Consider the following 13599-nt stretch of genomic DNA (forward strand, 5'->3'; position numbering starts at 1 on the left):
CTAGCCATATGCAGCACGAAGAAAAAGTCATCATCCTGGACTTCGGGTCCCAGGTCACCCAGCTCATCGCCAGGCGCATCCGCGAGGCCGGGGTGTACTCCGAGATCCACCCCTGCACCAGCGATCCTGCGGTGATCAAGGCCCTGAACCCCAAGGCGCTTGTGCTCTCGGGCGGGCCTTCCAGCGTGCACGACGACGGCGCGCCCCCCCTGCCCAAGGAATACCTCGGCTGGGGCCTGCCCATCCTGGGCATCTGCTACGGCATGCAGATTCTGGCGCATACCCTCGACGGCGAGGTGACCCGTTCCCAGGACCGCGAGTACGGCCGCGCCGAGTTCGAGGCCGTTGGCGAGTGCCCGCTGTTCGAGGGCGTGGAGGGCAAGGAGAAGCTGACCGTCTGGATGAGCCACGGCGACCACGTGGGCAAGCTGCCCACGGGCTTCGTCCGCATGGGCAAGACCGGCAGCCTGGAAAACGCCGCCATGTGCAACCCGGCGAAGAAGATCTACGCCGTGCAGTTCCACCCCGAGGTGGCCCACACCGAGCAGGGCGAGCGCATCCTCGCGAACTTCCTGTTCAAGGTGGCGGGCTGCAAGCCTGGCTGGACCATGGCCTCCTTCGTTGACTCCAGCATCAAGATCATGAGCGACCAGGTGGGCGAGGGCAAGGTGGTGCTGGGCCTGTCCGGCGGCATCGACTCCACCGTGGCCGCGGTGCTGCTGCACCGGGCCATCGGCAAGCGCCTGTACTGCATCTTCGTGGACAACGGGCTCTTGCGCATGGGCGAGCGCCAGGAGGTCATCGGCTTCCTGGAGGAGCACTTCGACCTGAACGTGAAGTGCGTGGACGCCCGCAAGGAGTTCCTGGACAAGCTTGAGGGCGTGCAGGACCCCGAGCAGAAGCGCAAGATCATCGGCTACACCTTCATCGAGGTCTTCGACCGCGAGGCCAAGGCCATCGAGGGCGTGGAGTTCCTGGCCCAGGGCACCCTGTATCCGGACGTCATCGAGTCCGTGTCCTTCAAGGGGCCTTCGGCGGTCATCAAGAGCCACCACAACGTCGGCGGCCTGCCGGAAAAGATGAACCTGAAGCTGGTGGAGCCCCTGCGCGAGCTGTTCAAGGACGAGGTGCGCAAGGTGGCCTACGAGCTCGGCATGCCCGAGCACATCATCTGGCGCCAGCCTTTCCCCGGCCCTGGCTTGGCCATCCGCGTCATCGGCGAGATCACGGCCGAGCGCCTGGAGATTCTGCGCCAGGCGGACAAGATCGTGCAGCACGAGCTGGTGGCCAGCGACTGGTACCGCAAGGTCTGGCAGGGCTTCGCCGTGCTGCTGCCGCTCAAGACCGTGGGCGTCATGGGCGACGACCGCACCTACGAGCACGTCATCGCCCTGCGCATCGTCGACAGCCTGGACGCCATGACGGCGGACTGGTCGCGCCTGCCCACAGAACTCCTGGCGCGCATGTCAAATCGCATCATCAACGAGGTCAAGGGCGTGAACCGCGTGGTGCTGGACATCTCCAGCAAACCGCCCAGCACCATTGAATGGGAATAGCGGCGTGACGAACACGCGCTCGCACCAGGGGAACTAAGGGTATGCTCGGAACCACGGAATTGCTTGTCGTCGCCATTGTGGGGCTCATTGTTGTGGACCCCAAGAAGCTGCCGGACCTGATGAAGGGCCTGGGCAGGGCGCTTAGCGAATTCAAGCAGATGAGCGGCGACGTGAAGCGCACCTTTGAGCGCGAGGCCGAAATGGCCGACTTCGAGAAACGCAAGGCCGAGGCGCATGAGCAGCTCTATGGCGACAAGGCCACTCAGGCCGAGGCCGCCGCGGAGCCGGAGCCGCTCATCGAGACCATGGAGCCCGTGGTCGTCCCCACCGCAGAGCCTGTTGCCGAAAGCGTTGCCGAACCCGTTGCCGACCCCGTCGCAGAGCCCGTCGCAGAACCCGTTGCCGAACCCGCGCCAGCAGCCGCAGAGCCGGTTGCTGATGCCGTTGCAGAGAGCGTTGAAGAAGCCGTTGGCGGGAGCGTTGCCGAGAGCGTTGCCGAACCCGTTGCCAAGAGCGACGAGGCCGCGCCAGCTCCCGAGTCCGTTCCGGCCCCCGCGGAGTCTGCTCCGTTGCCCGCGCCCGCCGCTGAGGCCGGGCTCCCCGCCGAGGCCGAGCCGGTTCAGACCCCGGCGGAGGCCGCGCCGCCGCCACCTCCGCCACCGCCACCTCCGCCTGTCGGCGATGAGGCCGTTGGCGAGGGCCAGAGCGCCCGCATGACGTTCATCGGCCACCTGCAGGACCTGCGCAAGGGCGTCACGCGCTCCCTCGTGGCCATCCTGGTGGGCTTCCTGGCCAGCTACGCCTTTGCCGGGCAGATGCTCAAGATCCTCATGCAGCCCATGCTCACGGCGCTGAAGCAGAGCCATTTCATCTACACCATCCCCACCGAGGCCTTCTTCGCCGAGATGTGGATCGCCTTCATCGCAGGCATGTTCCTGGCCAGCCCGTACATCTTCTACCAGATCTGGAGTTTTGTGGCGCCGGGGCTGTATTCCCACGAGCGGCGCTGGATCATTCCCATCGCCCTGTGCTCCGCCATCTTCTTTACCTTTGGCGCGATGTTCGGCTACTTCGTGGTCTTCCCCTTCGGGTTCGAGTTCTTCGCCAGCTACGCCAGCGACATTCTGTTCTTCACGCCGAAGCTCGACGAGTACCTGAGCTTCGCGCTCAAGCTCCTGTTCGCCTTCGGCATCGTGTTCGAACTGCCGCTGTTCATGTTCTTCCTGGCGCGGCTTGGCATCGTGAGCCATGTGGGCCTGCGGGCCAAGCGCAAGTACGCCATCCTCGGTTCGTTCATCGTGGCCGCGGCGCTCACCCCGCCCGACGCCCTCAGCCAGACCATGATGGCTGTGCCCCTGTGCCTGTTGTACGAGGTGGGCATATGGGGAGCGTACTTCTTCGGCAAAAAGAAGAAGGAAGCCCCGGCCGAGGATGCCGCCACCCCGCCGGGCGAGGCAGCCGCCTAGGGTCTAATGAACCGCGCCAGCCCGCCGATGAGTCGTTGTCGTGCGGGCCGGGGGCAGGGAAAAGCGGCTCGCGTCTTGACAACAGCCGCCGCCTCTGATCTTGGGTTGGGAGCGTCGCAACCTTTTGACTTGCATGGCGGCTAGTTGCGGCGCAAAGGAGATTCATCCGTGGCACAACGCGCGTCCAGTCTTTCGCGGACGACCAAGGAAACCGACATCCGGGTGGCCATCGCCGTGGACGGCGCAGGCGTCTGCGACATCCAGACCGGCATCGGCTTTGCCGACCACATGCTGACCCTCATGGCCTTCTGGGCCGGGTTCGACCTCACGGTGTCCTGCAAGGGCGACCTGCACATCGACGCCCACCACAGCCTGGAGGACATCGGCCTCTCGCTCGGCCAGGCCCTGGCCGAGGCCTTGGGCGACAAGTTCGGCATCGCCCGCGTGGCGTCCGCCAAGGTCCCCATGGACGAGGCCCTGGCCGAAGTGGTGCTGGACCTGTCCGGCCGTCCCTACCTGGTCTATTGCGACGACCTCCTGCCAGCCATCATCGCGGGCGAGGAAAAGGACGTCTGGCGCGAATTCTTCAAGTCCCTGGCGCAGCGGGCCGGGATGAACCTGCACATACACTTTGCGTACGGAAAAAATGGCCACCATCTGCTGGAAGCTGCCTTCAAGGCCCTGGGTCTGGCTCTGCGCCAGGCTGTCCAGGTTTGCCGGACGGGCGCGCCCAGCACCAAGGGGAGCGTAGACTGATGCATAAGCGCACCATCGTTCATGTTTTGGCGATCCTAAGCCTTCTGGCGCTCGCGTCGCTGACGGGCTGCGCGCCCAAGCCCATCACCCCGCAGATTCGGCCCATGGGCAACATCGCCGTGGCTGCCTTCACCGCGCCCAAGTACAACTGGGAACTGCTGGCCGGCTACCTGCCCGAGGAGGGCAAGGGCGTGAAGCCCGAGATACTCGCCCGCCTGGACGCGAACCTGGACCAGACCTTGCGCGCCCACGGCGTGAAGGTGTCGGCCACGCCAGCGGCCACGCGCCAGTGCCAGGAGATCGTGGTCTTCGAGCGCGCCGGCAAGTCCCGCGAGTCCGCCTGGTCCTACTGGCTGAACGTGGGCAAGTGCCTGCCCGCGGACTTCATCCTGGTGCCCCAGGTTTTGTACTGGCGCGAGCTTGAGGGCGGCGGCAGCCCGGCCTCGGTGGTCATGGACCTGTTCCTGCTGGACGTGAAGGCCGAGCGCGTGGTCAGCCGCTACCATTTCGACGAGACCCAGAAGGCCCTCTCCGACAACCTGCTCGACATGGGCAAGTTTGTGCGCCGCAAGGGCGAGTGGGTTTCGGCCGACGTGCTGGCCTCGGAAGGCATCGAGGCGGGCCTGCGGGAGATGGGGCTGTGATCCTGTTCCCGGCTGTCGACATCAAGGACGGTCGTTGCGTGCGCCTGGAGCAGGGCCGCGCCGACGCCGTCACCGTGTTCGGCGAGGACCCGGCCGCCAGCGCCATGCACTGGGTGGCCCTGGGCGCGGAGTGGCTGCACATCGTCGACCTGGACGGGGCCTTCAGCGGGCTGCCGCGCAACGCCGAGCTGGTGGGGCGCATCTGCGCCGAGGCCAAGATCCCCGTGCAACTGGGCGGCGGCATCCGCGACCTGGCCACGGCCAAGGCCTACATCCAGGCCGGGGTGAGCAGGCTCATCATCGGCACCATCGCGCTGGAGGAGCCGGACCTCTTCGCCGAGCTCTGCGCCGCGCTGCCGGGCAAGGTCGGCGTCTCCCTCGACGCCGTGGACGGCAAGCTCAAGAGCCGCGGCTGGGTGACCGACGCGGGCCTGAGCGTGTCCGACGTGCTGCCGCGCATCGAGGCAGCGGGAGCCGCGTTCATCATCTACACCGACATCGCCCGCGACGGCATGCAGAGCGGGGTGAACATCCCGGCGCTGACGGCCCTGTGCGAGAGCACGAAGCTGCCCGTTGTGGCGGCTGGCGGCGTGACCAACCTGCAGGACCTGAAGAACCTGGCGCCGCTGTGCGCCAAGGGCCTGCAGGGAGCCATCACGGGGCGCGCCATCTACGCGGGCACGCTGAACTTCATCGACGGCCTGGCCTTCACCAAGGAGTGCCGCGCGGCGTAGCCGGTTTACGAACATGTTGTGGAAAAGGAAGGGGGCCGCGCGGCCCCCTTTTTCATTGGTCGTGCCGACCATCAAGCACCGACCGGTCATGCCTCCCCGCGCGCCATCCGCAGAATTCACGTTGACACGGCAAAAATGTGGCGTAAGTATGCGCCCCTGGTGGGGGAAAACCTTCCATTCCGAGCCATTTCCCCGGGACCAACGGCCTCCGGGCAGGGGGAGAGCGCATGATCGCCTGGATCGAGGCCCAACGGGCCGGACTCATCAATTCAAAGAACATCACCAACAACATCCTCTCCGGCTTCGTGGTCGGCGTCGTGGCCATCCCGCTGGCCATGGCCTTCGCCATCGCCTCCGGGGCCAAGCCGGAGCAGGGGCTTTACACGGCCATCGTTTCCGGGGCGGTGGTGTCCATCCTGGGCGGCTGCCGCCTGCAGATCGCCGGGCCCACCGGCGCCTTCATCGTCATCCTGGCGGCCATCACCGCCAAGTTTGGCGTCAGCGGGCTCATGATAGCCACCCTGATGGCGGGTGTCATCCTGGTGCTGCTAGGCGCCATGCGCCTGGGCGCGGTGCTCAAGTTCATCCCCAGGCCGGTCATCGTCGGCTTCACCAGCGGCATCGCGGTGATCATCTGGGTGGGGCAGTGGAAGGATTTCTTCGGTCTGCCCAAACCCCACGGCGAGCTGTTCCACGAGAAGTTTTTGTCCCTGGTGGCGGCCTTTCCACACCTGAGCCTGAACACCACCATGCTGGGCTGCCTGAGCCTCGCGGTGCTGCTGCTCAGCCCCAGGGTGCTGAAGCGCATCCCCTCGCCCCTGGTGGCCATGGTGGTGGTGACGGCGCTGCAGGCGGCCTTCCAGTTCGAGGGCGTGGCCACCATCGGCACTGCCTTCGGCGGCATCCCCAGCACCCTGCCCACGCCCGGCCTGCCGGAAACCAGCCTGAATCAGGTGGTGCGGCTCATCGGCCCGGCCTTCACCATCGCCTTCCTGGGGGCCATCGAGTCCCTGCTCTCGGCCGTGGTGGCCGACGGCATGGCTGGCACGCGCCACAACTCCAACCAGGAGCTCATCGGCCAGGGCATCGCCAACATCCTTTGCCCGTTCTTCGGCGGGTTCGCGGCCACCGGGGCCATCGCCCGCACGGCCACCAACATCAAGAACGGCGCCACCAGCCCGCTGTCCGGCGTGGTGCACTCGGCGGTGGTGCTGCTGACGGTACTGTTCCTGGCGCCCCTGGCCTCGAACATTCCGCTGTGCGCCCTGGCCGCCATCCTCTTCGTCGTGTCCTACAACATGTGCGAGGCCAGGCACTTCGCGGACCTGGTGCGCACCGGCCCCAAGGCCGACATCTTCATCCTGATCCTGACCTTTGGCCTGACGGTCTTCACGGACCTTGTGGTGGCGGTGAACGTGGGCGTGGGCATCGCCTCGCTGATCTTCATGGCGCGCATGGCCAACAGCGTGCAGGTGGTGGAGGACGACGCGGCCACCCGGCTGATCTACGGCGCGCCCGAAGGCGACGGGCATATCCACATCCACACGCCCGAGGAGATCGCCGAGTTCGACACCTGCTGCGAGACCGACGTCATGGTCTACACCATCAGCGGGCCGTTCTTCTTCGGCGCGGCGGAGCGCATCGAGAGCATCCTCTCCTCCATCAACGTGCCGGTGACGACCATCGTGCTGCGCTTCGGCAACGTGCCCTTCGTGGACGCCACGGGAGTCAACGCCTTCCGCAACATCATCAAGCGCATGGAAGGCCACGGCATGCGCGTGGTTTTGTGCAACCTGCAGCCCTATGTGTTTGAGAAGTTCGACCGCGGCGGGATCCTGGACATGGTGGGCCGTGAGAACATCATCTCCAACATCCGCGACCTGCGGACCGTGTGCCCCTGCAAGCTGCCCCAGACCTCGTGAGCGCCCGGGCCGCGCATCGGCAAAAGAGAAGGGGGGCCAAGGCCCCCCTTTTTCGTTGCGCCAGGCGCTGATGATCAAAACCGGTGCGGGGCGGCTAGCACTCGCCGTCGAGCAGGATGGCCAGGGCCTTGCCCGCGCGGGTGGCCTTGAACTCGATGATCTCGCAGGTGGCCGCGCCCTGGCTCACGAAGGGGTCCTGGGCCAGGATGGCGGCCAGTTCCTCGCGGGTGCCGGCGCGGGCCAGGATGACGCCGCCGTCGCGCGGTTCGCGCGGGCCGGAGACGAGGAAGAATCCGGCGCGGTAGTTGGCTTCCAGGAATTCGCGGTGGGCGGGCAGAAGCTCGTCGATGACGGCGAGCGGCTTCACGTAGTTGACGAGCACGAGGTACATGGGGTCTCCTTGTTGGCTTGAGGCCGCGCGGTGGGGATGCTGGCCTGCGCCGCCAGTTTCTTCTTCAGCTTCTGGATGCGCGCGAAGGACTGCCGCAGCCGCTCGTGGCTCACCTTGCCCTCGGCCACCAGCTCCATGAGCGCATCCAGGGTCTTGTCCGCGATGTTGGCGTCGAAATCAAGGTTGTTGCCGATGAGCAGAACATCGGCACCGGCGTTCACGATGAGCCGCACCGATTCCTTCAGCCCGTAGCGTCCGGCCACGGCGCGCATCTGCAGGTCGTCGGTCACCACCACGCCCTCGAAGCCCAGGCCGCGCCGCAGCACGCCGTCGATGACGCGGCCCGAGAGCGTGGCCGGATAGTCCGGGTCCAGGCGCGCGTCGAACACATGGGCGGTCATGACCATGTCCGCCAGGCCCTTGCGCGTCAGCTCGGCAAAGGGGACGAGTTCGGCTTCGGTCCAGGTGTCCGTAACGTCGGTGAAGCCCAGGTGGCTGTCCGCGCGGCTGGAGCCGTGGCCGGGGAAATGCTTGGCCGCGGTGAGCACGCCCTGGCCCTGGAGCCCCCAGGCAAAGGCACCGGCGCAGTCCGCGACGGCCTTGGGGTCGGCGGAGAAGCTGCGGCCCAGGCCGCCGATGACCGGGTTCGCCGTGTTCACGTTGACGTCCGCCACGGGGGCGAAGTCCAGGTTGATGCCGACGCCCATCAGGGTGCGGCCAACGGTTTCGCCCGCGGCAAGGGCCAGGGTGGTGTCGGCGCCGGCTTGGCCGACAGGGCAGAGCTCGGCTGCGGCGGGCGTCTCGGCAAAGCCGCGCGCGGCCTTGAGGCGTTGCACCCGCCCGCCCTCCTGGTCCACGGCGATGAACAGCGGCGGTGAGCCTGCGGCCTTTGCCGCGGCCTGCAAGGCGCTGGTGAGCCGGGCGAGCTGCTGCGGGCTCTCGACGTTCCGGTCCGGGCTTTTCAGCGCCACGTCGCGGTCGAAGAGGATGACCCCGCCAAGATTCAGCCGCGCGATCTGCCCCAGGATAGGCAGCGCTTCCGGCGTGCCGAGGCCGGGCTCCGCGCCGCGAAAGCCCACCAGGAGCATCTGCCCGGCCATGCGCCTGAGCTCAGGGGTGGGCTCTTGCGGGCGCATGAGGGCGCAGCCGTCCAGAAGAGACAGGCACAGGGCCAGGACCGCCAGCAGGCGGCCTCGGCCAGGCGTGCGGCGCGGAATGCGCGCGGTAAAGGACATGGGCCTTCGCCGCTTAGGCCCCTTCGGCGCCGAGGGAGAAGGTGCTCTCCATGTCGTAGCTGGAGATGACCCGGTAGGAGATGAGGGTCTCCGAGCTGGTGATGCCGAGGATCTTGAGCATGTGGTCGGTGACGATGGAGGCCAGGTCGTCGTTGTCGCGGGCGCGGATGATGGCCACCAGGTCGAAGCGTCCGCCCACGGAGTGGACTTCGCTGATGCCTCTGATCTCGACGAGCTTCTGGGCCACCACGTTGATGGCGTCGGGCTGAACGTGCAGCAGTACGATTGCGTTGGTCATGACGATCCTCCGTTGTTTGTGTCTTTACCCCTTTGCCTCCCGCTGGTCAAAGGGAGAGGGGCGAAAAAAAGCCCCCGGAGCGAAATCCGGAGGCTGGTCGTCGGGGGCTTGCGCGGGGCTGCTCCAGGCCGGGGCGGCGAGGAAGGCCCGGCCCGGCGCTGTGCCGTCATCCCTCCCGGGGCGGCCTTCTGCTGCCCTGGTAGAGCTCGAACTCCAGCAGGCGGCATTCGATCTTGGCGTTGTAGAAGGGGATGCGCCGCTTGGGCTTGAGCCCCACGCGCTTGGCGAGTTCCGCGTTGCCGGTGAACACGTAGCCGCGCCAGCCGGGCAGGCGCTGCTTGAAGAAGTCGCCGATGGCGGCGTACGTCTCGGCCAGCTGCGCGATGTCGCCCAGGCGCTCGCCGTATTCCGGGTTCAGCACGCACACGCCGGGGCCTTCTGGAACCTCCGTCTCGCGGAAGTCGGCCACGGAGAACTCGATGTGGTCCTCCACGCCCGCGGTGCGGGCGTTCTGGCGCGCGGCCTCCACGGCCTGGGGGTCGTTGTCGCTGGCCAGGATGCGGCAGGGCAGGGTCTTTTTCGCCTGGGCGTGCAGCTCGCGGCGCAGGGCGTCGTAGGCCGCCTCGTCAAAGTCGATGAGGTGGCGGAAGGCGAAGTCGGGCCGGAGCAGGCCCGGCGCGCGGCCAAGGCCCAAAAGCGCGGCCTCGATGGCCAGGGTGCCGCTGCCGCACATGGGTGAGAGAAAATGTTCGGTTTGCGCGTCAAAGCGTGTGGCGAGGATGATTCCGGCGGCCAGGGACTCCTGCAGCGGAGCCTTGTGGGGCATCTTGCGATAGCCGCGCCGGGGCAGGGGGTAGCCGGTGGTGTCCAGGTACACGGTCACGTCCGAGCCGCGCCAGTGCAGGAACACGCACGCGCCCACCGGGTCCGGGCCGGAGTTGGGCCGCCTGCCCTCCTGCTCCTGGATGCGGTCCACGATGGCGTCCTTGGCCTTCTGGTTGGCGAAGCGCCCGTCCGTGACGAAATCGTTTTGCACCGAGGAGTCCACGGTGAGGTGCCCGTCCACGGGGATGATGTCCTCCCAGGGCAGGCGGAACAGCTCGCGGCCCAGGGCGGTGGGATCGTCGGCACGGAAGCGCTCCAGCTCGTACAAGACGCGGTGCCCGGTGCGCAGGCTCAAGTTCAGGCGCATGCAGGTGTGCATGTCTCCCCGGGTCTCCACCGCGGCGGTGAGCTCCCGGGCGGGCAGGCCAAGGGCTTCAAGCTCGGCGCGCAGGAAGGGCGGCAGGGCCTTGGGACAGGTGACGAGGATGGGGCGTTGCCCGGCGGTGATTGTCATGGGCGAGGTGAATCACGCCTTGTCGGCTGCGTCAAGCCCGGCGAGGATCCTGCCCCCCGGTTCTGGCTGCCGCCTTGGCGAAAGGCTCGGGCGCTTCCAGCAGGGCGGTCATCTCCTCCGCCGGCACCGGACGGCTGAAGTAATAGCCCTGGAACTCGCGGCAACCCAGGTTTGTCAGGAACCAGAGCTGCTCGGCGGTTTCCACGCCCTCGGCCACCACGCGCAGCTCCAGGTTGCGGGCCATGGTCAGGATGGTCTGGACGATGGCCGCGTCGTCCTCGTCCGTCGGCAGGTCGCTGACGAAGGAGCGGTCGATCTTGATGGCATCGATGGGCATCTTCTTGATGTAGCCCAGCGACGAGTATTCCTTGCCGAAGTCGTCGAGCACGATGGCCGCGCCCATCTTGGTCAGCTCGTTGAGGGCCTCGATGGTGGTTGGCAGGCTGCTCATGAGGGTGGTCTCGGTGATTTCGAGCTCCAGGGCGCTGGCGGGCAGGCCGACCTCCTCCAGGATGGACCGGATGCGCGCGGCCAGGCCCGGATGCAGGAATTGGCGCGGGGAGAGGTTCACGGCGAGGGTGAAGTTCTGTTGCCCGGCCTGGCGCCATTGCAGGGCCTGGGTGCAGGCAGTGCGCAGCACGATGTCCGACAGGGGCATGATGAGGCCCGTGTCCTCGGCCACGGAGATGAACTCGGCGGGCGCAACCAGGGTGCCGTCCTCCCTGCGCCAGCGCACCAGCGCCTCGGCCCCGCTGATGATGTTGCCGGGTTCCAGCACCTTGGGCTGGTAGAAGACCTCAAGGCCGCCGGAGGCCAGGGCGCGGCGCAGGCCGGTGGCGATCATGAGCCTGCGCACAACCTGGTCGTTCAGCTCGTTGGTGAAGAAATCGAAGGTGTTGCGCCCGCGTTCCTTGGCCCGGTACATGGCCAGGTCGGCGTTCTTCAGCAGGTCCTCGGGCGTGTCGCCGTAGGCGGGGAACATGGCCAGGCCGATGGACAGGCCCATGTGCAGGTTGTGCTCGTCCAGCTCGAAGGGTGCGGCGAAGGTGTCCAGAATGTGGCTGGCCACGCTGGCCACGGCCTCGGCGCTGGTCGGGCCGTCCATGACCACCACGAACTCGTCGCCGCCCAGGCGGGCCACGGTGTCCCGGCGGCGGACAACGCCGCTCAGGCGTTGGGCCACCATGGTCAGCAGCCTGTCGCCCAGGGAGTGCCCGAGGGAGTCGTTGATGTCCTTGAAGCGGTCCAGGTCCATGAGCAGCACGGCGAGGTTTTGGCTGTCGCGCCGGGCCGACTCCACCGAGCGCTCCAGGCGGTCGTGCAGCAGCAGGCGGTTGGGCAGGCCGGTGAGGGCGTCGTGGAAGGCCTGGTGGCGCAATTGTTTCTCGGCGCGCTTCTGCTCGGTGATGTCTTCCAGGGCCGCCACGCTGGTCTTGGTGCCCGGCAGCATGGCCACGGTGAGCCGTACGATCCGGTGCTCGCCGCTGGAGTTGACGAATTCCGTCTCGTAGTTGCGCGGGGCCAGTTCCGGGGAGACGCGGCGCTTCACGTGGTGGCGCAGCATCATCTCCACGCTCTCGGGCGAGAAGAACTCGGTCCAGCTCATGCGCCCTTCCACCATCTGCCGCTGCAGGCCGGAGAGCTTCTCGAACTCCTGGTTGGCCCGGGAGATGGTGGTGTCCTCCTCGATGAGCACTGTGGCCGTTCCGGTGTTCATGAACAGGGTGCGGTAGGTCTCCTCGGAGCGCTCCAGGGCTTCCTTGGCCTTGAGCAGGTCGTCCACGTCGATGAAGGTCTCGAGCAGGATGATCTTGCCGCCGCGGTCGATGCGCGAGACGGACTTCAGGATGGCCCGTGTGCTGCCATCCGCGCGCAGCAGCTTGCGCACGGCCTGCTCGCCGTTCTGGCCCAGGTCGACGATGGGGCACTGGTCCTGGGCGTTGGGGCAGACGAATCCGTGGCAGATGCGGCCGATGATCTCCTCGCGGGTGCGGCCGGCCAGGGTGGCGGCGAAGGCGTTGACCTCCACGATGCGGCGGCTCTGCGGATCGACCAGCATGACTCCGGCGTGGATGGAGTCGAGAATGTGCTGGAGGAACTGCTCCTGGGCCTCGGTGGCGGCGCACTGGGTGGCCAGCCCCTGGCGGGAGAACTGCAGCTCGCTCAGCATGTCGTTGATGCGCTTGGCCAGGGCGGCCAGCTCGTCCGTGCCGGGCATGTCCACCTGGCCGAGCACAGTGCCGCTGGCGTTGACCGCTTCCACCTGTTCGCGCAGGCGCAGCACGCGCCGCAGCACGCGCAGCTCAAGGAAAAGGAACAGGGCGCCCAGGAACAGCAGGCCGAAGCCGCTCATCCAGAGCTGGCTGTGGGTCAGGGCCAGGTCTCCCTGTTCCATGATCTCGCGCCGTTCGCGCACGACGAGCCTCAGGGCGGGGTAGCCCCAAATGTCCGTCATGACAGTGGCCCCGGCCACGATGTCGTCGTTCAGCGGGGCCACGGCGATATCGCCCACGGGCACCCGGATGCGGTCCGCCAGGTCTGGCGGCAGGGGAGTGTCGGCGGGTTCCAGGGTGAGCGGCAGGCGAACGCGTTCGGAGATTTGTGCGGCCTCCTGGCTGCCCAGGGGGCGGGCCATCACCAGGGTGCCGGCGGCTGGGCCGGTGGCCTCGCTGGTGAGGATGGGGCTGGCCGCCACCAGCAGAACCCCCTGGGGCAGCTGCACCAGGCCCTTGACGCGGTCCTCGGCATGCTTCCCGGCCAGCAGGGCGGAGCCGGGGTGCAGGCGCTCCATGAACCCCTCGGGCAGAGGCGCCTTGGCCCCCTTGGCCGGGTCCACGCCCATGGCCAGCTTCACCGCGCCCTTGGCGTCGAGGAAGACGATGGCCGAGAGGCGCAGGGAGGCCAGGGTGCGGTCGTTCAAATTGGAGCTGATGAAGTCCGGGCTCTTGTCCTGCATGAACAGCACGGTGTCGTCCCACACCGCCCAGTCCACAAGCAGGTCGTCGAGTTTTTGGAGATCGTCCTTGATGGCGTTCTTGGCGCGCTCGACGTTCTTTCTCGTTTGCGACTGCTCAAGCGCCAGGAAGCTGGTGTCGATGATGGTGTGGGTGGACGCAAGCAACACCGCGAGCAGGGTCAAGGTGCCCAGGCCCGTCAGTAGAAGTGTTGCCTTGCGCAGTGTCATGCAGCCTCGCCTGTAAGCTCTCTGCTCCCTCGACGAATTTCGAAGGAATGCCGCCTTCATGGATACTTAGCAAA

General features: G+C 67.0%; 11 protein-coding genes. 6 read left to right on the top strand and 5 right to left on the bottom strand.

What is annotated here, in order from left to right; translation table 11 throughout:
* Positions 1–8: 8 nt before the first annotated feature.
* From guaA to RDU24_RS04915, 6 genes are all read left to right on the top strand, one after another.
* Positions 9–1556 (top strand): glutamine-hydrolyzing GMP synthase, encoded by a 1548-nt coding sequence (gene guaA / locus RDU24_RS04890; RefSeq protein WP_308734616.1) that lies wholly within the window; start codon positions 9–11, stop codon positions 1554–1556.
* 41 nt (positions 1557–1597) lie between these two features.
* A complete protein-coding gene (tatC, locus tag RDU24_RS04895; protein ID WP_308734617.1) occupies positions 1598–3022 on the top strand; it encodes a twin-arginine translocase subunit TatC in 1425 nt (474 codons plus the stop codon).
* Between the two features lie 168 nt (positions 3023–3190).
* Positions 3191–3778: an imidazoleglycerol-phosphate dehydratase HisB gene (gene hisB, locus RDU24_RS04900; protein WP_308734618.1), complete on the top strand. Its 588-nt coding sequence runs from the start codon at positions 3191–3193 to the stop codon at positions 3776–3778.
* Entirely contained in the window at positions 3778–4422 is a 645-nt protein-coding gene (locus RDU24_RS04905; RefSeq protein ID WP_308734619.1) for a hypothetical protein, read from the top strand. The genes hisB and RDU24_RS04905 overlap by 1 nt, the downstream gene beginning before the upstream one ends.
* Positions 4419–5156: a 1-(5-phosphoribosyl)-5-[(5-phosphoribosylamino)methylideneamino]imidazole-4-carboxamide isomerase gene (gene hisA / locus RDU24_RS04910; protein WP_308734620.1), complete on the top strand. Its 738-nt coding sequence runs from the start codon at positions 4419–4421 to the stop codon at positions 5154–5156. The genes RDU24_RS04905 and hisA overlap by 4 nt, the downstream gene beginning before the upstream one ends.
* A 227-nt stretch (positions 5157–5383) precedes the next feature.
* Positions 5384–7078 (top strand): SulP family inorganic anion transporter, encoded by a 1695-nt coding sequence (locus RDU24_RS04915; RefSeq protein ID WP_308734621.1) that lies wholly within the window; start codon positions 5384–5386, stop codon positions 7076–7078.
* Between the two features lie 94 nt (positions 7079–7172).
* Here the strand turns inward: RDU24_RS04915 and RDU24_RS04920 are convergent, their stop codons facing one another.
* The 5 genes from RDU24_RS04920 to RDU24_RS04940 all read right to left on the bottom strand — a co-directional run bounded on the left by RDU24_RS04920 (position 7173) and on the right by RDU24_RS04940 (position 13525).
* Positions 7173–7469, bottom strand: a complete 297-nt coding sequence (locus RDU24_RS04920; protein ID WP_308734622.1) for a YciI family protein — start codon at positions 7467–7469, stop codon at positions 7173–7175.
* Complete coding sequence (locus RDU24_RS04925; protein ID WP_308734623.1) at positions 7442–8704, bottom strand: glycoside hydrolase family 3 protein; 1263 nt, start codon at positions 8702–8704, stop codon at positions 7442–7444. The genes RDU24_RS04920 and RDU24_RS04925 overlap by 28 nt, the downstream gene beginning before the upstream one ends.
* Positions 8705–8717: 13 nt before the next feature.
* Positions 8718–9002: an Lrp/AsnC family transcriptional regulator gene (locus RDU24_RS04930; RefSeq protein WP_308734624.1), complete on the bottom strand. Its 285-nt coding sequence runs from the start codon at positions 9000–9002 to the stop codon at positions 8718–8720.
* Positions 9003–9168: 166 nt separating this feature from the next.
* A complete protein-coding gene (locus RDU24_RS04935) occupies positions 9169–10341 on the bottom strand; it encodes a THUMP domain-containing class I SAM-dependent RNA methyltransferase (RefSeq protein ID WP_308734625.1) in 1173 nt (390 codons plus the stop codon).
* Between the two features lie 31 nt (positions 10342–10372).
* The gene (locus RDU24_RS04940; RefSeq protein ID WP_308734626.1) at positions 10373–13525 is read right to left on the bottom strand and encodes a bifunctional diguanylate cyclase/phosphodiesterase; all 3153 of its coding nucleotides are present in this window, start codon (positions 13523–13525) and stop codon (positions 10373–10375) included.
* Positions 13526–13599 lie beyond the last annotated feature (74 nt).

The sequence above is a fragment of the Humidesulfovibrio sp. genome, from assembly GCF_031082295.1.
GTDB lineage: Bacteria > Desulfobacterota > Desulfovibrionia > Desulfovibrionales > Desulfovibrionaceae > Humidesulfovibrio.